The organism is Clostridium facile, from assembly GCF_014297275.1.
In the GTDB taxonomy this organism is placed as follows: Bacteria; Bacillota; Clostridia; order Oscillospirales; family Ruminococcaceae; genus Massilioclostridium; species Massilioclostridium facile.
The window spans coordinates 1,104,212-1,126,521 of record NZ_JACOQK010000001.1; the positions used below are offsets into that span (position 1 = coordinate 1,104,212).

Annotated in this window: 17 protein-coding genes; 4 read left to right on the top strand and 13 right to left on the bottom strand. The window is 41.8% G+C overall.

The features are described 5' to 3' along the window. The first annotated feature begins 178 nt into the window (after positions 1–178). The gene (locus H8Z77_RS04600; protein WP_186997145.1) at positions 179–424 is read left to right on the top strand and encodes a hypothetical protein; all 246 of its coding nucleotides are present in this window, start codon (positions 179–181) and stop codon (positions 422–424) included. Further along, positions 340–561 carry an IS3 family transposase gene (locus H8Z77_RS11680; protein WP_186996319.1) on the top strand — a complete coding sequence of 74 codons (222 nt, stop codon included), beginning with the start codon at positions 340–342 and terminating at the stop codon, positions 559–561. The genes H8Z77_RS04600 and H8Z77_RS11680 overlap by 85 nt, the downstream gene beginning before the upstream one ends. 327 nt (positions 562–888) lie before the next feature. Here the strand turns inward: H8Z77_RS11680 and H8Z77_RS11570 are convergent, their stop codons facing one another. Together H8Z77_RS11570 and H8Z77_RS04615 are read right to left on the bottom strand one after the other, a co-directional pair. After that, positions 889–1,059, bottom strand: a complete 171-nt coding sequence (locus H8Z77_RS11570; RefSeq protein WP_286165447.1) for a hypothetical protein — start codon at positions 1,057–1,059, stop codon at positions 889–891. Between the two features lie 318 nt (positions 1,060–1,377). Next, positions 1,378–2,793, bottom strand: coding sequence for a discoidin domain-containing protein (locus tag H8Z77_RS04615; protein ID WP_366471877.1), 1,416 nt, complete (start codon positions 2,791–2,793; stop codon positions 1,378–1,380). Between the two features lie 427 nt (positions 2,794–3,220). On the opposite strand from H8Z77_RS04615, the gene H8Z77_RS04620 reads away from it, so the two are divergent. Continuing rightward, positions 3,221–8,422, top strand: coding sequence for an alpha-L-rhamnosidase-related protein (locus tag H8Z77_RS04620; RefSeq protein ID WP_286165658.1), 5,202 nt, complete (start codon positions 3,221–3,223; stop codon positions 8,420–8,422). 426 nt (positions 8,423–8,848) lie between these two features. On the opposite strand, the gene H8Z77_RS04625 is transcribed toward H8Z77_RS04620, so the two are convergent. The 6 genes from H8Z77_RS04625 to H8Z77_RS04650 all read right to left on the bottom strand — a co-directional run bounded on the left by H8Z77_RS04625 (position 8,849) and on the right by H8Z77_RS04650 (position 13,825). Next, complete coding sequence (locus H8Z77_RS04625) at positions 8,849–9,979, bottom strand: aldo/keto reductase (protein WP_186996321.1); 1,131 nt, start codon at positions 9,977–9,979, stop codon at positions 8,849–8,851. A gap of 59 nt (positions 9,980–10,038) precedes the next feature. Further along, positions 10,039–10,461 (bottom strand): DUF1893 domain-containing protein, encoded by a 423-nt coding sequence (locus tag H8Z77_RS04630; protein ID WP_186996322.1) that lies wholly within the window; start codon positions 10,459–10,461, stop codon positions 10,039–10,041. Then, entirely contained in the window at positions 10,454–11,008 is a 555-nt protein-coding gene (locus tag H8Z77_RS04635; RefSeq protein WP_186996323.1) for an ECF transporter S component, read from the bottom strand. Before H8Z77_RS04635 ends, H8Z77_RS04630 begins: the two co-directional genes overlap by 8 nt. Positions 11,009–11,098: 90 nt before the next feature. Beyond that, positions 11,099–12,244 (bottom strand): aldo/keto reductase, encoded by a 1,146-nt coding sequence (locus H8Z77_RS04640; protein ID WP_186996324.1) that lies wholly within the window; start codon positions 12,242–12,244, stop codon positions 11,099–11,101. A 16-nt stretch (positions 12,245–12,260) separates the two neighbouring features. After that, positions 12,261–12,734 carry a flavodoxin gene (locus H8Z77_RS04645; RefSeq protein WP_069989013.1) on the bottom strand — a complete coding sequence of 158 codons (474 nt, stop codon included), beginning with the start codon at positions 12,732–12,734 and terminating at the stop codon, positions 12,261–12,263. Positions 12,735–13,078: 344 nt separating this feature from the next. Beyond that, a complete protein-coding gene (locus H8Z77_RS04650; protein ID WP_186996325.1) occupies positions 13,079–13,825 on the bottom strand; it encodes a carboxymuconolactone decarboxylase family protein in 747 nt (248 codons plus the stop codon). A gap of 231 nt (positions 13,826–14,056) precedes the next feature. Here H8Z77_RS04650 and H8Z77_RS04655 point away from each other — a divergent pair, with 231 nt between their 5' ends. Then, entirely contained in the window at positions 14,057–14,881 is an 825-nt protein-coding gene (locus H8Z77_RS04655; RefSeq protein ID WP_069989015.1) for a hypothetical protein, read from the top strand. Between the two features lie 450 nt (positions 14,882–15,331). Here the strand turns inward: H8Z77_RS04655 and H8Z77_RS04660 are convergent, their stop codons facing one another. From H8Z77_RS04660 to H8Z77_RS04680, 5 genes are all read right to left on the bottom strand, one after another. Beyond that, on the bottom strand, positions 15,332–17,266 hold the full coding sequence (locus H8Z77_RS04660) for an S-layer homology domain-containing protein (protein WP_186996326.1): 1,935 nt from the start codon (positions 17,264–17,266) through the stop codon (positions 15,332–15,334). A gap of 911 nt (positions 17,267–18,177) precedes the next feature. Continuing rightward, the gene (gltA, locus tag H8Z77_RS04665) at positions 18,178–19,569 is read right to left on the bottom strand and encodes an NADPH-dependent glutamate synthase (RefSeq protein WP_069989017.1); all 1,392 of its coding nucleotides are present in this window, start codon (positions 19,567–19,569) and stop codon (positions 18,178–18,180) included. Then, positions 19,569–20,459, bottom strand: a complete 891-nt coding sequence (locus H8Z77_RS04670) for a sulfide/dihydroorotate dehydrogenase-like FAD/NAD-binding protein (protein WP_069989018.1) — start codon at positions 20,457–20,459, stop codon at positions 19,569–19,571. The genes gltA and H8Z77_RS04670 overlap by 1 nt, the downstream gene beginning before the upstream one ends. A 265-nt stretch (positions 20,460–20,724) precedes the next feature. After that, on the bottom strand, positions 20,725–21,465 hold the full coding sequence (locus H8Z77_RS04675) for a hypothetical protein (protein ID WP_186996327.1): 741 nt from the start codon (positions 21,463–21,465) through the stop codon (positions 20,725–20,727). Positions 21,466–21,906: 441 nt separating this feature from the next. Continuing rightward, positions 21,907–22,242, bottom strand: coding sequence for a hypothetical protein (locus H8Z77_RS04680; RefSeq protein ID WP_186996328.1), 336 nt, complete (start codon positions 22,240–22,242; stop codon positions 21,907–21,909). Between the last annotated feature and the right edge of the window lie 68 nt (positions 22,243–22,310).

Here is a 22,310-nt window from a genome sequence, read left to right on the forward strand (position 1 = left end):
TAACTATGTGGTGAAAGAACTGCTAAAACGAGAACATCGTAAGCAAAGAAAACAGGCAGCAGGAATTATGCCACAGCCCAAAGGATGGACGAAAGTAAGTAGGGATTAGCGGAACAGGCATATAAAATCAAATGAAAAACAAACTGCTGTGGAATTTTCTGCAGTTGGCAGGAAGGAAATGAGGCCACCAGTAAAATATGCAGTAATATATGGTCATCGAGAAGAGTATCCAGTAACAAGTATGTGCAATTTCTTTAAGGTATCTCGAAATGATTACTACGGTTTTGTAGGTAGACTGACCAAACCGGAGAAAGATACAAGGACCCATATGCCAATGCAATGGCAGAAAATTTCTTCTCCATCCTCAAAACAGAATGCATCTACTGGCACAAACCCGCCACTTTCTCCGAACCAAACGATATGATTGACCGATATATCATTTTCACAAACACGAGCGCATCCAGATCGAAACAGTACGCTCATGCTGCGCTATTCCTGCTAAAACTCAATATTTCTGCACTAGAGGTCTTTTTGTACTGTCTGCACAATATGGGGCAGTAAATTTGCTGAAGTAACCCCAAAAAATTAGACAATAATTCAAATCAAAAATGATTCAAACTGTCGAAAGGGTTTGCTGTCTGTGAATTACAGGCGGCAAGCCTTTTCACTTTACCTTGATTCTACGATTAAGCATCTCCGCCGTGATGCGACAATAACCGTATCGCCCTCTATTCTCGTGGTAGATCGCCATAATCCCTTCCTTAGTAGATGATTCATATTTATCTGAGTGTTTCATCCGTTTTAGATGATAGTAGAAGTTTGCTCGGGGCAATTGAGCGATTGAAAGAAGTATCTTCAGAGAATGTTTTTGCCTCAGCTTCTGAACTACTAGCGTTTTTTCTGCTGGTGTCGCTCGTCTTTCAAAACCAAGGCTTGAAAATTTTTTAGGTAGTCATTCTCCGCTCTCAACCGCTGTACTTCATCCAGCAAATCTTCTTCCACCTTTTTTGGCAGTTGTTTTGGAGGTCGTCCTTTGCTGCTACGTCCACGCCGTTCCATGGCAAAGCCTTCCGAACTTTCGGTCGAGTAGATGCGCTCCCATGTCATGATCCGTTTGTGGTCATTGATTTCAAATCTTCGTGCAGTTTCACTATAGCTCAGCTTTTCTTTCTGCATGGTTTCCACTACCAGTTTTTTAAATTCTAGTGTGTATCATTTGTTTGGTGTTCCTTTTGGCATTAAAATCACCCCATCCGTTAGACATTATATCATACTGTCTAACAAATGGGGTGCAGTTCAGTTTATCCACACAGGGATTTTTCTTTACTTAACATAGCAGGTTATGCACTTTTCTGTTTTCCTGTTTTGGAAATACAATTATTTTTTCTTTTTCAGAGCTACTACTGCAGCGCCTGCCAATACTAGTGCCATTACTCCTGCGATTGGTGCAACATCACCTGTTTTGGCTGCGTTTGCTTTTGTTGTGGTAGATTCTTGCCCTGTTTGTGTACCGTTTGCTTTGTTGTCATCTGGTGTTTCGGTAGATGGTTTTTCTACTGCTACTAGACCTTTCATTGCTTCTTGTACACTTACTACTGCTGCGTCTACTTCTTCCTGGGTTGCATCTTCGTTCGCCATTACTGCGTTTGCTTCTGCTACTGCTGCTTCCAGTACTGCATAGCTTTCCGCTGTATATGCGTTCGCATCTTTGCCGTTGGCTTCCGCAATTACTTTTTCCAGGATGGATTTATCCGCTTTGTATCTCAGGTTCAGCATCGCGTTCAACAGATTGGTTTCTGCTGTTTCGATTTCTGCCTGCATTGCATTGTCTTTATCCGCTAATAAATCTTGCGCTGCTTTCAACGCTTCTAAGAATTCTGCCTGACCTGCTTCTACAAAGTCATTCATGTCATAACCTTCTGCCAATGCAACCAGAGCTTCTAAGGAAGTAATATCACCTTTGACAAATCCTAGTTTATGAATTTCTGTCATTAATGCTTTCCATGCTGCATTTATTGCATCCTGAGTTGCTGCTGGATCTGCCGCAATTTCTTTTGCTGCATCCAATGCTGCATTAAAGGATTCCTGTACATCTTTGATAACATTGTTAAAGTCATCAGATGCTTTCTGTTCTTCAGCATAGGTAATCACTTTGTTCAGGATATCTTTATTGGTTTCTACTGGTGGATTTGGAATATCAGTTGTGTCATATACACCCATTTCCGCCAATTGCAGGAAATAGTAGTTCGGGTCAGCCTGTGCTGCGTCACCCAGTTTGGTTACGTGTAATCGAATATACCGAGCTGTTACAGGTTCAAACTCAAACACAGATGGTTTGCCCTGGCTTGCTTCGTAATCTTCGTAAGAAGATACTGTGGTATATTCTTCTGCGCCATCCGCTTTTACTTCAAAGGAGAAGTTTCTTGGGAAGGAGGCTACTCCACCGTTCACACCGACAGTATCTGACCTTGGGTAGAGCTGTACACAGTTAAAGGTGGTATCTTCTCCAAGGTCGATTTCTACCCAGTAATCTACATCCTGAGTATGACCTTGAGTTGTGGTAAACCCTGCACTACCGCCTTGGGTTACTAAAATTCCATCTACCAGTTTTTCACTGGACCAATCTCCGGTATTCCAGCCAGCATTACTGCTAACCGGTTTGTTCAATGCCAGATTATCATGACCAATCCATTCTACTTGAGCTGTTAATGTCATATCTTTGGTTGGAGTTATAGTAATGGTGGAACCTTCTGCGGTTTGGTCTCCTGTCCAGCCAGTAACAGTGTAATCCACATCATTTTGTGGAGCTGCCTGGATAGTAATGGTTTTTCATGTAAAAATATATTTTACGTTTTTATTATATCGTATAATTACTATGAACACAATACTTCTATATAATTTTTAGAAATTTTAACAATATTCAATAATAAAAATTATAGGAAATGCCCTATTTTTGGGCCGCACCAACAAGTGTGATCATAAAATAAAGTAAAAGATGCCTTACTATTAATTTTATTGGTAATTAAATTGAGAGTTTTCTAGTTTCACAAATAACGACTAAAATATTTGTGGAATTTGGAGATATTTTTTTCTTTTGAAATCGATTATACTGAAAAGGAAAGGAACAGGGAAACTGGAGTAACAACAATTTTGTTGGAAAAGGAGGATAACAATCAATTTACTATTTCGTAGCACAAAGGAGGAAAAGACTTTGAGGAAAATGAAAAAATTGCTTAGCCTTGTGTTAAGCTGCTGCCTGCTCTGTACGCCAGTGCTGACTGTAACCGCCAGCGTGGAGGATGCGGAGAACAAACCCACTACTGACTGGACGGCAAACTGGATTTGGGATGACAGCGATACCGGAAATACCTGGATGAATTTCCGCAAGGAGGTTACGCTGGACCAGGTGCCGGAATCCGTTACAGCCAGAATAGCAGTGGACACCCGCTACTGGCTGACTGTAAACGGGGAACCGGTGGTATTCGAGGGCCAGTTGAAACGCGGCCCTACACCGGAGGATACTTATTTTGATGAAGTGGAACTTGCCCCCTATCTGTACGAAGGGGAAAACACCATTGCGGTACAGGTGTGGTACTGGGGCCCTCGTGTGGCTTTGGGGGAAGGAAAATTCAGCCAGAGCTTCTCGGATAATTCTTCCGGCAAAGGCGGCTTTTTGTTTGAAGCGGATTTTGGTGATCAGAAAGTGGTTTCGGATAAAAGCTGGAAGGTCTGCAAGGACGCCGCCTATATTGACGACAACCCCTTTAACGAGGACCAGCCAAACTACCGTCTACCAGAATACAACGTGTATTATGACGCCCGTCTGGAAATTGGGGATTGGACTGACCCGGACTTTGACGACAGTTCCTGGGCAAACGCCACCGAACTGGGCAAAGCCCCCTGCGCCCCTTGGAACCAGCTATACGAACGCTCCATCCCACAATGGAAGGACTATGGCTTAAAAGAATATTTGAACATGGATGCCTACCGGGGAAACGTCACCACCGAGGATGAGGTCATCCAGATGGACCTGCCTTACAATGCCCAGATCACCCCATACTTAAAGGTGAAAGCCCCTGCCGGAAAGAAAATTGAAATGCGCACCGAAGTAAACGAACGGGGCTATGGCACAGTGATGAACACCTACATCACCAAAGAGGGGGAACAGGAATTTGAGGCGCTGAGCTGGTTCAATGGGCAGCATGTGTTCTACACCATCCCGGCCGGCGTGGAGATTATCAGCCTGCAATACCGGGAAACTGGATATGATACCGAATTTGCCGGCAGTTTTTCCAGTGAGGATGATTTCTATAATACCCTGTGGCAAAAAGCGCAGCGTTCCCTGTATATTAATATGAGGGATAATTTTATGGACTGCCCTGACCGGGAACGTGCCCAGTGGTGGGGGGACGCCACCAACGATATGAACATCGCTGCGTACGCCTTTGACCCCTCCGCCTTTTTGCTGTACGAAAAAGGCCTGGACACCATGGCCAACTATGTGGACCCGGAAACCGATGTGCTGCAAACCATTGTGCCAATCCGTACCCGCTTATTGGAATACCCGGTACAGCAGCTAGCGGGGATCAACGGCTACTGGGATTACTATATGTACAGCGGCAACAAGGAAATTCTGGAACAAATGTATGATTCCGCCAAAAACTACCTGAACCTTTGGGAAATTGGGGACGACGGTTTAGTGGTTCACCATTATGGTACAGCGGAATGGCCCGACTGGGGCGACAACGCCGATATGATTACCCTGGAAAACGCCTGGTATTACCTGGCACTTGGGGCAGCGAAAAAAATGGCGGCTGAAATCGGGCGCGATGAGGATATCGCCCTATACGATGCCCGGATGCAGACCCTTTACCGTGGCTACCAGACGCTTTGGACAGAGGATGGTTTCCGCTCCAACGCTGTCGCCCAACCGGATGACCGTGGAAACGCCATCGCTGTATTGGCGGGCTTGGCGGATGAAACCCAGTATCCAACCATCCAGAGGCTGTTAAAAAACACCTACAATTCCAGCCCATATATGGAAAAATACATCCTGGACGCTTTGTGTAAAATGGATTTGATGGAAGACGCCCAGGCAAGGATGAAAACCCGCTATACTCCAATGGTGGAAGATGATTACACCACACTGTGGGAGTATTGGAACAAGAGCTCCGGCACCAACAACCACGGTTGGTCAGGCGGCCCACTGGTTACCATGTCCAGATACATGGCCGGCATTGCCCCAACTGCCCCAGGGTATTCGGAATACCAGATCAAACCGGATATGGGTGAGTTAAACCAGATCAGCTCGACTGTTTCCACCGTAAAAGGGGAAATCAAGGTGGATTTAAAACGGGACGCTGCTGCCAAAACATTTGATTTTGGTTTCACCTCCCCTGCCAACACCACTGCTACCATCGCCATTCCACGCTTCGCGGAAGAAAACATGACGGTTTCTGTTGGGGATACTGTGGTATTTGCCAACGGGGCAGCGGCGGATGCTGTACAGGGCGTTACCTACACAGGAAACGACAGCGAATACATCTATTTTGTAGTACAGCCCGGCAGCTGGAACTTCCATGCGGAAGCAGCCCAGCCTGGAACAGCACAGGAGTATCCAATCGAAATCAATGGGGCATCCGGTTCCATCCTGTTAAACGGAACCCAAATCAACCTTCCTTATACCGACACGGTTGCCGCTGGCTCTGAACTCACAGTAGAAGCGGTTCCGGAAGAAGGCAAGGTATTTTCCGGATGGTCCGGCAGCTACGCTTCCCAGGATCCTACCATTACAATCCAGGTAGACCATCCGGTCCGCTTAACCGCCAACTTTAAGGATGAAGTGGAAAAACAGTATTATCTGGTCCACATTGAGGACCCTGTGGATTCCCAATCCAGGATTGAGTACGAGGGGACGGAATACACCCTTCCGGCTACGATTGCCGTACCGAAAAATGAAAACGCCACCATTACAGCGCTGGACGATACCTTTATCAACTGGGGCGGCAGCCTGTTCTCCACAGAACGCAGCCTGACCCTGACAGTGACCAACGATACCACCATCCTGTTAAACGCGGCGTACAACAAAACAAGCAATTTTGCCCTTGGCGGGAATGTGACGGCCACCAATACCATCAATAATTCCACCTGGACCAACCAGCATCTGACCGATGGCAACCTGGACACCGGCATGAGCACCAATGTCATTAAAAACGTGGCGGAAGACGGCAGCATTACCCCATATGACATCACCGTTGACCTGAAACAAACCCAGACGTTTGACAACGTTGTGCTTTACCCAAGGACAAATTCCCATACAGAGGAGTACCTCTCCCCTAACTTCCCACGGGAATTCATCATCCAGGTCAGCAACGATGGGGAAACCTTCACCGATGTGAAACAGGTGGTGGTAGACCCCAATCCGAACAAAACACCGGTTAGCATCGATTTTGAGGTGCAGACCGCCCGCTATATCCGAATCCATGTAACCCGCATGGGGGATTACGCAGCGGATGAATCCGCCATCAACCCTTACCGTGTACAGCTGATGGAGCTGGAAGTTTACAACAAAAACCATCCGGCGGAAGAATGCACCCTCAGCCTGGACGCTGTTGGGGATGGCGCTGTACGGATCAACGGGCAACTGGAACAGTTCCCATTCAGCAAGAGTTATCCGGCGGGAAGTATTGTTTCCATCGAAGCTGTTGCGGCAACTGAAGGGGATTTCCAGTTTATTGGATGGACTGGAAAAATAGAAACAACCAACCGTCCGCTCTATGTACAGCTTAATGAGAACATCAACCTGACCGCCCAGTTTAAATCCATGCACGAGGTGGAAAAAGTAAACCTGGCGGCTGGAAAAACCGTAAAAGCGAACAACAGCTTAAACAGTTCTGACTGGAAACCAAATTATCTGACCGATGGCAAGACGGATTCCAACACCAAAGGCGCCAGAGGGTTCTCCTCCAACAAATATTTTGAAGCGGAATTAACTTCCAACCAGCCTTGGGTCGAAATCGATCTTGGCACCGCTTCCAAATTTAATGAGTTGGTGATCTATCCACGTACCGACACCACTACCGCGGATGGGGAAACCCCAAACTATCCGGAGGAATTCCAGATTCAGGTAATGGATGAAAACGGGGATTACCAAACCGTATTGGAGGTAACCGGGCAACAGGCTTCTTCCATCGATGGCGCCCAAACCTACCAGTTTGACGACCAGACCTCCCGTTATATTCGGATTTTCCCAACCAAACTGGGGACTCCAGCAAAACAGGAAACCTCCTACTACCGGCTGCAATTGGCGGAAATTGAGGTTTACAACGAACAGATAGATTCATCCCCTGTGGAAACCGGTAAAATTACCTTAACCAGCAGTTCCGACAGGATGACGGTTGGCAGCCAGATGGAAGTCACCGCCACAGTGGAAAATTCCAGCCTGGAGGATAACTCCCTAATTTGGACTGTTGAGGATGAACAGGGTATGGTATCCGATGTTTTGAGCCTTTCCAACCTGGATACCAACCAGCCAACTGTGACGGCAAACCGGGAAGGTTCCGCCTATGTGGTAGCCCGGTTCGCCAACGGCTTGCCAACCATGGCAAAACTGAAAATTGAAGTGGAACAGCTGGATCTTTCCATTTTAAATGCGGTGATTACCTATGCGGAAGATGCCAAAGCCAGCGGAGAATATGACAACGCCATTGAAAGCGTACAAAAATCTTTTGACGCAGCGTTGGAAAACGCCAAGGCAGTGGCAGGAAATAATGCAGCGACACAGGAAGAAGTGGATGCAGCATGGCAGACTTTGCTGAATGAAATCCATAAATTAGGATTTGTAGCTGGAGATAAAACCGCCCTTGCTTCCCTGATCGAAGCAGCCAACGGTATCAACGCTAAACTTGATCTGTATGTGGAAGCAGGAAAAGCGGAATTTACCGCAGCATTGGAAGCAGCAGTAGGAGTATATGAAGATGGCGACGCCATGCAGGCAGAAGTCAATACCGTGGCTGACAACCTGTTAAACGCGATGCTCAACCTGAGGTTAAAAGCGGATAAATCCATCCTGCAACAAGTGATTGCGGAAGCAAACGGAAAAGATGCGAACGCTTACACAGCGGAAAGCTACGCAGTACTGCAAGTAGCAGTAAATGAAGCAAATGCAATCATGGAAAATGAAAACGCAACCCAGGACGAAGTGGACACAGCAGTAACAAATGTACAAACTGCAATGGATAACCTGGTAGCGGTAGATGGAACTTCTGCTGAAACACCAACAGAAAATGTTGCCCAGACCGGACAGGAATCCACTACATCCAAAACGAACGGAGCAAAAACAGGCGACTTCGCCCCAATCGCAGGGCTGGCAGCCATCGCTTTTGCAAGTGGTATGCTATTATTCACTCGCAGAAAAAGATAATTTTTTCATTTTTCTCTCGTATTTATAATAGGACATCCTCCATTTTATCAAGTATAAGGTTGCGGATGTCAATTGCAACAAAACACTCTGATACAGGATCATTCTATAATACGCAAAAGGGAAATTTTATTTCCTAGCTAGATAATACAACTTATAGGTATACCCTTATATAAAAAAACAAGCCATTTTAAAATGGCTTGTTTTTTTATATAAATAGTTTTATGGTAGTTTTTAGCGTAAAACTATTTAGAGAATAGATACTATAGCAGTTTTTTATTAGGACCTTTCTCTATCATTTTTATTTGATGATATATTGCATGAGAAAATAAAACACAGAAGTTCCAAACATTGGATAAAATCGGAAACATTATCCCCTAACCGCCTTTTCCCGATTAGCGATAGAAATAACCTACCCTTCCAGCAGAATTATTCAAACGCTTTGGCGACATTTTTCAACTGCTGAATGATGTCAATATGCTGTGGGCAGGCGCGCTCACACTGGCCACACTCAATACAATCAGAGGCTTTCCCATAAGTTTTGGCATAATTTTCGTAATAAACCGACTGAATGGAAAATCCCTTGTTGGAAGATAGCTGTTCCGCGTTATACAAAGCAAAATATTTGGGGATAGCAATCTTTTTTGGGCAGCCTGCTACGCAGTATTCACAAGCAGTACAAGGGACTGCGATGGATTTGTTAATTTGATCTACCGCTTGGGAGATCACCTTTTGTTCCTCTGCTGTCAGCGGTTTAAAATCTTCCATATAACCGGTATTGTCCAACAACTGTTCCATATTGGACATTCCACTCAATACTACCATTACATTTTCCAAGCTGGCAACATAACGGATTGCCCACGAAGCAAACGACCAGTCTGGGTGCGCCTGGTGGAACAGTTGTTCCACTGATTCCGGTACATTTGCTAGTGTGCCGCCTTTTACCGGTTCCATAACTACAACTGGTTTTTTGTGTTTAGTGGCAACCTCGTAGCATTTTCTGGATTGGATGCTTTCATTCTCCCAATCCAAATAATTCAGTTGCAGTTGGACAAAGTCCACTTCTGGATGTTTGGTTAAAATTTCATCCAGCAACTCAGCGTTATCATGGTAGGAAAAACCAATGTTGCGGATTTTTCCCTCCTCCTTTTTTTGCTGGATAAACTCAAAGGCATGGAATTTTTCCGCAATCTGATTGTGGTCAATCTTCAGGTTATGAAGCAGATAGTAATCAAAGTAATCTACTCCACATTTTTCCAGCTGTTCCTGAAAAATCCGGTCCAAATCCTCCTGCTTTTTCAAAAACATGGTGGGCATTTTAGTCGCCACAGTAAAACTCTCCCGTGGATGACGTTTCACCAATGCTTCCCGTAAAGCGATTTCACTTTTAAATTCATGGTACATATAGGCTGTATCAAAATAGGTAAACCCTTTTTCCAAAAATGTATCCACCATCTTACAGACAGTTTCCATGTCAATATTAGCATCGTCTTCCCCGATTTTTGGAAGGCGCATCATACCAAATCCAAGCCGTTTCAAACGGAATCCCTTCTTTCTCATATTGATCATTATCCTTTTTACATGCCAATTTACAAATTGTTTCGCTTGCAAAAAGAATCCTATTTTATGTTTAATTCTATTAAGGTTTGCTGTATTTTCTGCAAAGCAGTTTCCGGATCAGAAATCCCTTCCACAGCATTTTCCATTGGACAGGGACCTGTTCCCGCACGGTTGATAATCATAGGGACTTTTTGACCATATTCCAGTTCAATCCCATATTGGGTGAACACTTCCGCCGCCTTTTCGCTGACAACTGGAGTGTACACCGCTGTTATCCCTAACATCACAAACAACAGCGCGGATGCTTTTCCGATGACTTTATCAGCTGCGGAAAACCCTGTTAAATCTGTGCCGCTTTGAATCCATTCCACTAAAGGGACAACCCCTCTGGATTGACTGGTATACATGGTATCCTCCTTGCACACCACACAGGTATAAGGCTGTTGCAGCAAAATTTCCTTTGCTTTTTGTAGATTATTCATAGTATTTTTTGAGCCCTTCCATACGGTATGACAACAGTGGAATAATTGCCCATTGTAAAAGGATGCCTGGCAGACCTTGGGCAACACTGGTCCAGATAGAAGCAAGTTGAACCGCTTGGTTTCCAAAACCAAATACAGCGATGGCGATGGCGATTCCTCTTACTACACGGCCGGCAACTTGAGCGATAACCAGTTTTGCGAATACAGGCATTTTGACATGAACCAACAAACCACTTACCAAACCATATCCAGCCAGTTCAAACATCATAAACGGCAATAACGCTGCTGCTGGCATACCGGAAATCGCAAAACTGACCAATGGGCTAACCGCACCGGCAATGATGCCAACAACTGGCCCCGCCATTAATCCTGCAACAAATACAGGGATGTGCATTGGTAAAAATACAGAGCCCAACATCGCTCCAGTACCGGAAATAATTCCCATGACATGGAACAATTGTGGTAAAACAATCGCAGTAGCGATTGCCAAAATAGTAGTAATGGTTTTTGCCTTAAATGAGGTTTTATTCAATGTAATAGTAGACATAGTCAAATCTCCTTTATTTTGATTGTGTTATACCATAGTGTGCATATCTTCTTATAAACACTAGGTATCCTTAAAATTAGATTTTATTTTCTATTTCTGAAAAATATCTTGTGCCTGTTTCATATTATTTCGCACAGGTACTTCAAACGGACAGCGTTTTTCACATTGCCCGCATTGGACACACTCACTGGCTAAATGAGGCAATGCAGCATAATGTTCCCGTACTGTTTCCGGAATTTCCCCCTGTGCTTTGGCTAGGTTAAGGAACTTTGTCACTGCCGCGATATCAATCCCTTTCGGGCATGGAGCGCAGTGTCCGCAATACATACAATGCCCTTTCCAGCTGATTTTTGGAAGAGACGCAAATGCTGTAGCATAATCCCGCTCTTCCTCAGATGCGGTTTCATACTCCAGATTTGCCCGCAATTCCTCCATGGAATGGATGCCGGACATGACAGTAGCAACAGCGGGACGGGTCAGCGCATAGTGGATGCACTGGTTAACGGTAAGCGGCATACCTGCTGGAGAATACTTACTCAACAGGTCACCTCCGCCAAACGCCTTCATGACGGTGATTCCAACGCCTAAGCGTTGGCAGACTTCATATAAATGTTCCCGCTTTGGATCCATATTGATCAAATCCTTGGAATAGCTTTCTTCCGACCAGAGGTTCTCACAATCCTCATCCCCCGGCAACAAATCGTAACAGGGGTTGATGCTGAACATCAATACATCGATTAATCCGCTTTTTACCGCTTTTAACGCGGCAATTGGATTATGGCTGCTCAATCCGATAAAACGGATTTTCCCCGCTTTTTTCTGTTCCAGAGCATACTGTATCACATCACCGTTGGCAATTTCATCCCAAGTTTCCACCGAATCCACATAATGGATCATACCAATATCAATATAATCCGTTTTCAGGCGCTTTAACAAATCCTCAAACGATTCTTTTACCTCATTTTGTTTGCGGGTGGCTTTGTACTGCCCATCCTGCCAAACGGTGCAAAGATGTGCCTGCATAATAAAGTTTTCCCGCCTGCCTTGCAATACCGTTCCAATATTGTCCCGCAATTCTGGATTTGGACTATACAGATCCATGCAGTTTACTCCCTGGGAAATAGCATACTCAAACAATTCTCTAGTAAACTCCATGCTACGTCCATTAAAACCCTCACATCCTAGACCAATCTCACTGACTTGTATCCCTGTCCTTCCTAATATCCGATACTCCATAATATTCCTCCCTTCCTTAAGATATTTGATGAATCCAACGGCTGAGTTCCTCCTGGGAAGTTGCCATGCTGGAAGCTCTAAAATAGATATCAATTTCCGGTTGTACCAAGGCGTCTGGACAACTTTGTTGCAAATCTTTAATTGTGTGTCCAATCCATCCGCCATCTGTAATAAATGGATACACTTTTTTACCTGCCAGGGAATTTTGCTCCAAAAAACTTGCTACCGCAGGGGCATAGGTATACCACCAGACAGGAGATCCCAACACAATCGTATCATACTGGCTGATATCAACCCCGATTGGCTGGATAGGAGGATGATACCTCTGGTCAACCTCTTTTTTTCCTTGGTTAACTACTGTATTATAATCCCCAGTATAAGGAGTCACTGTTTCAATTCTGGCAATATCTCCACCAATTTCCTGGTGGATTTTTTCCGCGACTTGTTTTGTATTTCCACTGTAAGAATAATACAATACCAATGGTTTCATTCAAACACTTCCTTTTTGCTTTATTATTTTGCTGTATCTAGCATATACAAACTTCAGCGTAACACCGGGCTGGAATCTATCCACAAAACAGACCGTTTGCAAAATTTAAAAAACAGATCCTGAAAACGATGTTTCCACCTCAAAAATACCGCCACTTATCAACCAGTCTTTTCCTTTCTTCACTTTGAGATATGATAAAAACAAATGAATACGTTCGGTTTTGCGAGAAATTATTTATCAAAAAATTACTGATATCCTAACAGTTTACAAAAACAGTTGTATTTGTTCTGTTTTACAAATAGGCAAGATAGCATTTTAAGATATCCATGATACCTATCACATCCTTATACTTGTTCCGCCGCCTGGTTGATACAACGCAACGCATTCAAACTCCGTGGATACCCAATATAGGGCAGGCATTGGGAAACAATCTGGATCAAGAATTCCTTATCATTCCCCACCTTCATGTTGGCTGCTGCATGGCTGATCAATTGCGGTTCGCATCCTCCTTGGGCAGAAAGGAAACAAAAAGTAATCAATTCCCTCTGTGCGTAATCCAATCCTTTACGTGTGTAATAATCTCCAAAACAGTTGGACGCCAGCCAATAATTGATATGGCGTGATTCTTCCGGGCCAGATTTGTAGAATTCCTTCATACCATCCCCGAAAATATCTACCTGAGTTTGTATTCCGGCCTGTAAACGGGTTTCAGGTGTAGTAGTTGACTGCCCTTCCAATGGGAGCGAAATGCCTTGTTTCTCAAAATACTGGTTTAACGCAGACAAAAATGGGCGCACTCTACCCCAACCTAAATAGGCCACTGCCTGGTAAACAATCTCTTTCAATTCAACAGGTGTTACTCCCGATTGTTCTGCAACTGGAAGCATTGCAGTAAATTCTTCTATTCCTTGGCACCCTAATAAAGTGGAAATAATCGCCATCATTCGAGTATGGTTATCCAAATTTCCCTGGTCAATTACAGCATCAAACGCAAAATTCTGGAACAATTCAGAAAATTCCGGGTCTGTTTCTGAAAAACAGCTGCTTTCCTTTAAAAACTGTTTTTGTTGTTTCGTTTCTGTTAATTCCATTTATTTTCCCTCCTTATGGATTTTATCATATCACTTGGAGTGCACTCTAAGTCAAGAGTTTTTTTCCATTTTTGTAAAAAAATCTGTATTACAAATGAAATTATTACGAACAAAATACTTATCACAAAAACATATGTTTGCAAATTATATTTTATTTTGTCGAAAATTGTAGACGAAATACTATTTTTTTGCTATAATAGGGATGAAAAGTAAAATTATGGAGGAATTTATATGAAAAAAGGATTAACAATCGTTCTTGCGGTTGTTTGTACCTGTTTATTCTTAACATCCTGTGGATGTGACCATGAATGGGAAGAAGCAACCTGCCAAGCACCAAAAACCTGTAGCAAATGTGGAAAAACCGCAGATGATAAATTGGGTGACCACCAATGGAAAGATGCTACTTGTACAGAAGCAAAAACCTGTAAACTATGCGGCGAACGGACAGGAGAAGCTTTGGGGCATACACCAGGTGAATGGACAGAAACCCAGCCTGCTTCTTGTTCACAGGAAGGCTCGAAAGAAAGTACATGCACTGTATGTGGAGCAAGGATACCAAAGATCATTCCAAAATTAGACCATACCTTAGCGGATTGGGAGATTCAAACACCAGCTACCTATTCAGATGCCGGAACCCGCATCCAAAAATGTACTGTTTGCGGTCAAATTATTAACAGCGAATCCTATAATATGACAGAGGAAGAAAAGAACCAATGGTTAAAAGGCAACTGTCAAAAATACAGCTTTGAGCAAATTGCCCGCAATCCTTCCGAATACAACGGAAAATATGCTGTATTTACAGGAGAAGTAGTTCAAGTAATGGCAGGGTATGGATATGATACGTTGCGGGTCAACATTACCAAACAAGGAACCTACTCTACTTATTGGACAGACACTATTTATGTAAAAAACTACGCCAAATCTTCTACCCGGGTTTTGGAAGATGACGTGATCACTATGTACGGACAGTTAAAAGGGGAAACCAGCTATGAATCTGTATTAGGTTCTACCGTTACCCTACCTCAATTTGATGCCTATATCGTAGAAATCCAATAAAAAATAAAGGTCAACTATATTTTATATACAACGAAAAGTAACATATAAAACAAGATAGAATACAAAAAATCTATCTTGTTTTTATGTTTGACCAATACTGATACCACATCATAATAATACTATATTACTGCGGTTCTTTCACAAAAATAATTTTATTGTATGACAACACACCATTCTTGAAATGAAAAAGCCAATAGGGATATTCTTTCTAGACTAACCCTACTGGCTTTTTTTATAGAAACCTGTATGATATTTCTTTTATGCTTTCCTCTATTCGCATTGGAACTACATCAATCTGACTCACTGATAAAAATAAAAACATCATGTAATCAGTATCTCCAAATCAGAATAAATAAAACTTTATAAACAGCTATTCTTTACAGTTACTTTCTTAATATACTTCTCTCTGAAGATGACATTTTTAAAATGCTATCAACAATTTTTCCTATTTTATAAATCGTAGTATTCCATAAACCGCATAATCATCGTTGCTCCGGCCGCTCTTCCTGTTTGACCTTGCGGGTCAATGACTGGCTGGTTGTTTTGCCCTTTGATGATACCGCAGCCCAGTGCCCATTCCATTGCTTCTTTGGAGAATGTACTTACCTGATTTCCGTCTTCATAATTGCCAATCGATGTTTTTTGGCTGGTGTCCAATCCTTTATACTGGGCGTATCGGTATAACATGGTTACAAACTGTTCTCTGGTAATCAATACCCCTACCCCAAATTCATCTGTATCCTGGTAGCCTGTTGTTATCCCAACTTGTTTTGCCCACAATACCGCATTCGTAAAATAAGCATTATCTGGTACATCTGAAAATATAGGCTGATATGCCACATGTGGTTCCCCTTCTAGTCGATACAGAATGGTCACCAGATGGTCTCTTGCCATACATTCATTTGGCCCAAAGGTAGTTTCATTAAATCCTGTCATAATACCACGGTCATATACATACTTTGCGGCATCAAAAAACCAATCACTATAAGAAACATCATAATAAGGCAAAACACCGGGCAATTCTTTTACAACCGCTGTTAAGTTCAGACTGGTTACCCCGATAGGCAAGTCAAAACTAATGGTTTCGGAAGTTTCCCAGTTTGCTGGAGAAACATTTGGAAGTGCATCAATGCCGGATAACTCCCATTTAGTAAACAGTTCGTTTTTAGCCATATCCGCTTTGACAGTAACACGGGTTCCCATTGGCGCCGTTAAACTGGTGCTGCTGCCAGTTTCCCCATATCGATAGACCACGCCGCCTGATACACGAACTGTCTGCCTGGTACTGCTATCCGATGTTTGATAGCCAGAATTGCTATTATAATTGCTGTTGGAAATCACAGGTTTTATCGAATCATCACGGTACTGGTACATGGCTTTGTTTAGGCTATCCACCGTTATAGTAGTCCAGCCATTACTGGTAGGGCCACCTGCCAGGAAAAAGCTTTCATATCCAAAACCACTGTTGAGGAAACTGTCATTATTTGTTACATCTACAATATAATTGGAACCATTCATTGGCACTACATTCCACATATGGGCAAAAGCAGAACTAGCGGTGTTTCCTACATAGCCGTTTACTGTGTAGCACTGAATCCCCGCCATATCGCATAAATACTGGAATGCTTTCGCATATCCCTCACATGTAACATTGGTTGAAGCGTTGCCATCAAATACATAAACCAGTTGGAACAAGTCGCCATAAGAAGACGAAGTAGCATCCGCATAATTTACATGGTCACAAATCCACTGATTAAAATAAGATAATTTTTCTACTAAGCTCTTTCCTGCCGCTTGTGCCACAACATTTTGGGCTGTAATCAAAGCATTGGTAGCACGTTTCATTTTATAAGAATCTACTGTAAAATAATAATATTTTGTCTGGCCGTTGATACGGATTGATTCCGCAGAAGCGCTGCTATCCCGATAATCTTTGGCCACACTCATTTTAACATCTAAATTTCCATTTTTATAATCGGTATAAACACAGCCTTGGGTTTTATCATACCAAAATAGCTGTTCTGGCAAGTCCGTTAATAAGGCGTTTAATGCTTTGTTAAAATCAGAACTCAATGTAGAGGATTTATAATGGGAAATTTTTAAAGAACTTATTTTTGCTGTCCTTGTTTTGCCAGAAACAATATCCTGTACCAGATCATACAACCCATTGTAAATATCCTTTGCCTGGCTGGATAACCGTGCTCCTCCTTCATAATTGGAAAAAGGCTGTATTTCTACCGGCTCATTCTGTTGTTCTAACTGAGAAATAATTTGTGATGTTGTTTGTGTATTTTCTGAAGCGAATGCTGTAGTGGACATTATCCCTGCCACCATGATCCCCGAGAGGAAAAAAGAAAGTAATTTTAATGCTAGTTTCTGTTTCATAAGTACCCCGCTTTTATTCATGAAATTACGCAATGATAAAAACTGCCCATTTCAACCATTGCTAAGTGGAATTTGGGAATAAAATATCCATTTACTGATTCAGAACAATATTCGAACAATTCAGTTGTATTTATATCTTATTCCGCCTAAAAAAACAATATTTCTTTTCTTATTATAGATAATATTTATAATAAAGTAAATATGTTAATATGTAAATTATTTTCTATTTTTTTGTATCTGATTCCTAAAAAGTCATGCTTATTCCTGTTTTGCCCAGCAGAAAAAAGTTAAAGTGATTATACTATCGAATAAGTATTTTATTTATAAACGGGGATATCAACTAGTTCCATTTTATTATTTAAAACGCCACAATCTACTCGTCATCTTATCCATTTATCCTAGTTTCTCTAGTTTAAACCTACAAATGAGTCGAAAGCTTGAATCGCCCTAAAAAGGCAAGCTACAAGCATCGAAAAACACACCGCAAATTTTCTTCAACTACATCTACCCTCCTTCTTGTTCAAGAAGTTCCATTTCGTTTTATTCTTGATTCCAGTTTCTTTTCTAATAACCTGCTTTGCCGGAAGTGAAAACCTTTTTGACGAGATACCTCTCCCGATAAAACCAAGAGTTTCCGAATACAATTATGAGCCAAAACTATCAGTTCAAGTGGCAGTTTGCACAGCCTCTAAAGATGTTATTGCCAGTTTATCCCCTATGATACTAATATCGCACATACCACCCATAAATGGGGCAATTCGCTATTTTTTTCGTACAGCCTTTCCTTTTTCAGCCCATATAAAGCCTGTCGTTAGAATTGTTCCACTACTCTTTTTTTCATGTCCAAAGACACCATGAAAAAACCTCCTGAAAAGGAATTTCAGGAGGTTTTTTCTTAGTCCTCAATAAACTTATTTATTTTTATTTTTTAAATATTCATCCATTGCTGCCGCTGCTTTTTTCCCTGCACCCATTGCCAGGATAACAGTAGCTGCACCAGTTACAGCGTCACCGCCTGCAAATACACCTTCGCGGGAAGTTTGGCCACTTTCTTCATCCGCAACAATACATTTCCATTTGTTGATATCCAAACCTTTTGTGGTAGAGGAGATCAATGGGTTTGGAGAAGTACCAAGAGACATGATAACAGTGTCAACATCCATGATAAATTCAGAACCTTCTACTGGAACAGGACGTCTCCTACCAGAAGCGTCTGGTTCACCCAATTCCATGCGAACACATTTCATACCTTTTACCCATCCTTTTTCATCTTCCAGGATTTCTACTGGATTGGTCAACAGGTCAAAGATAATGCCTTCTTCTTTTGCATGGTGAACTTCTTCCACACGAGCTGGAAGTTCTGCTTCACTTCTTCTGTACACAATATGTACTTCAGCACCCAAACGCAATGCTGTTCTTGCTGCGTCCATTGCTACGTTACCGCCACCGACAACAGCAACTTTTTGTCCTGCACGGATTGGAGTATCATAATCGTCACGGAACGCTTTCATCAGGTTACTTCTTGTGAGGAATTCGTTCGCGGAGAATACACCGTTGGCGTTTTCCCCTGGAATTCCCATAAACATTGGCAAACCAGCGCCGGAGCCAATGAATACAGCCTGGAAGTTTTCTTCATCAAACAGTTGGTCAATAGTTACTGTTCTGCCGATAATAACATTTGTTTCAATTTTAACGCCTAATTTCCGCAGGTTGTTTACCTCATGGGCAACAACAGTGGATTTTGGCAACCTAAATTCTGGAATACCGTATACCAAAACTCCGCCTGGTTCGTGAAGGGCCTCAAACATGGTTACTTCGTAACCTAGTTTTGCCAAATCACCAGCACAAGTAATCCCAGCAGGACCAGAGCCGATTACAGCTACTTTAATGCCGTTATCTGGTTCTTTTGCACTCAAATCAACATCATGTTCTCTAGCCCAGTCAGCTACAAAACGCTCCAGCTTACCAATGGAAACCGGTTCACCTTTAATTCCCAATACACATTTACTTTCACATTGGGTTTCTTGTGGACAAACACGACCACAAACAGCTGGTAAAGCAGAATCCTGTGCAATAATTTTTGCAGCTTCTGCAAAATTACCCTCTTTTACTTGTTGAATAAATTCTGGAATATGAATACTTACAGGACATTTGGTTACACATAAAGGTTTTTTACAATTCAAGCATCTAGATGCTTCTTGGATTGCTTCTTCCTCGGTATAACCCAAGCAAACTTCTTCAAAGTTTTTTGCACGTACATCAGCAGGTTGTTCTGCTACGGGAATTCTTTTAAATCTATCCATTATTCGTCACCTCCGCAATGTCCACATCCGCCGTGGTGAGTATCCCCTTCTCTGCGGCGCAATTCAGCTCTGCCCTCTTCGGTTTTATACATTGCTTGGCGTTGCATTGCTTCATCAAAGTTTACCAAATGCCCGTCAAATTCAGGACCATCTACACAAGCAAATTTTACTTTGTCTCCTACAGTAACACGACAAGCGCCGCACATACCAGTACCATCCACCATGATTGGATTCAGGCTGACAATAGTAGGAATATTCAATTCTTTGGTCAGCAAAGAAACAAATTTCATCATAATCATTGGCCCAATAGCAACAACACGGTCATAATGTTTGCCTTCTTCTTCCACCAAAGCTTTCAGACGATCGGTTACCATCCCTTTAAAGCCGGAAGAACCATCATCGGTAGCTAAGTACAAATTGCCTGCAACAGCAGCCATTTCTTCGGTTAAAATAGCGATATCCTTAGTTTTTGCGCCGATAATAACATCCGCGTCCACACCTTGTTCATGCAGCCATTTTACCTGTGGGTAAACTGGAGCGGTACCAACACCACCGGCAACAAATAGAATTTTCATCTCTTTTAATTTTTCAATTGGTTCATCAATCAAATCACTAGGGTTGCCCAAAGGACCAACAAAGTCTTCAAAAGCATCCCCCTCCTCGTATTCTTCCATTAATTTTGTGGAGGAACCAATGGTCTGCACCACAATCGTAACAGTACCTTTTTCTGCGTCATAATCGCAGATTGTCAAAGGGATACGTTCTCCTTTGTCATCCATTTTTACAATCACGAACTGCCCTGGTTTTGCAGATTTGGCAACACGTGGCGCTTCAATATCCATTAAAAAGATATTGCTAGAAAGCATTCTTTTTTTTACGATCTTATACACGTTCATTACTCCCATACTTAGTTTTTTTACATGGAAAATTGTAAACAGGTGCTACTATGTAAAAAACACCTGAACATCTCTATTATAGCAAAAAGTGATTCAAAATACAAATTTATAGTTACTAAACATCCACCTAAATATTTGTATATATTCAACAAATACCAACATTTTCACAGAAGATTGTTCCCATTGATGATGCAAAGAGAAATTGTTTTACCTATTAAAAATAATATCACACCAAAATCCGATATTGTTTCTTTTCTTATTATATTTTAGCTTGTTCTTTTTTTAAAAAAATTTTATTCCCCAAAAGGGTTATTCCCACAGATAGCACTAACCAAAGAACAGCAGAGATTCCAAAGCGTATCAACAAAAAGGTAGAGTGGTGTTCTTTTTGCCATTGATTATTAAAAGCATAGTACACACCATTTATATCGACCCCATATTCTTTGCAGATAGGAGTAAGATATCTCTTGGCAGTATCTGTTATTCCTACTTTTTGACCGATCGGAAGAGTTATATTTTTACCTTTTTTGATTGCATCTGCTGCTGTCTGTGGTATCTGTGCCAATAGGTAGGTATGGTCTGGAAGTTCTAACAGATAATATGGATTATAATTGTTCCAAATATCAAATTTCGATTGGGTTACCTCGGCCCGACGACTACCAGTTGACGTTCTACCTTTATAGCTTTTTGTAGTGTAATGGTCTACCCATGGCTTTAAGCTGGAAACACCAGTAGTAACAATCCCAATTGGATCTGCTGTCATATAATCCACTTTCGTTTGCATTGTTGAAAAATCGTCTGCGCTAACCAATCGTGGAATATCCTCACCTGCTATAGATCCAGTAAAATCTGTTTTGGTATCATGTTTTATATTGCTCATGGTAACTGGCATTTCATCTTGTTGAAATAACGATTCTACATTCCAATTTAGGAATAACAGAATCGCACAGACAAATGAAAAAACAACACTAATGATTGGAATAAGTTTTTTTCTTTTCATTGTATAAACCTCCTTTTTAAATCATTTTTTAATCAACAGGAATCAATATGCAAACAATTATCAAACAAATCATGGATCGTTTAAAAACTTACGGAAAGAAACAGATTCCTCTCATCGTCAGTCACATCATTTTATGTATCAAATCGGTTCCTATTCTGATAACACTTGGCAATATATCGTTTCTTTTATCAAAAATAGATTCCATTATTGCAATATCAAAATAAGCAAGGAATTTGCATGACAAAACGATTGCTATTCTTCTGTTTTATTATTTTTACGACGTTTTATAACCATCCATACTACAAGACAAAATATCAAATAGCCAATGGACAATCCAACCATCCAGATATACTGGTGTAGTTGCCCTTTTACATAAGTATCAATTGTCAGTTCATCTTCCACAGTGATATATTTTTTGGTATCTTTAATGGACAATACTCGCTATTTCACACTTTTTCCTTCGTACAGAATCTGATTAGCATCACTTTTCTTGTTGCCAGTTTCTACTTTCCATTGATATCCACTTCCATCCAAAGCTTGATAATAAACTACATATATTGTCTTGGTAGGATAAAGCCGTTTATCTCGTCCGGTAGAAGTATTTTCCACTGAAACAGGCAAAACTCGATCAGGCACAAAAGTATGAATACCCATGTCCTCATAATCAGAAGCAGGGCGTATGTTGGTAATTCCTTTTACTCCCCAATACAAAAAAACAATCGCCAGTACAAATACAATAGCTCCAATCAGACGAATCACTCTTACCTTTGTTTTCATGTATGAGGTCCTCCTTCCTAAACCAGTAAATGATAAAATAAGTAAAATGAATTGTCACTTCTCTTCTA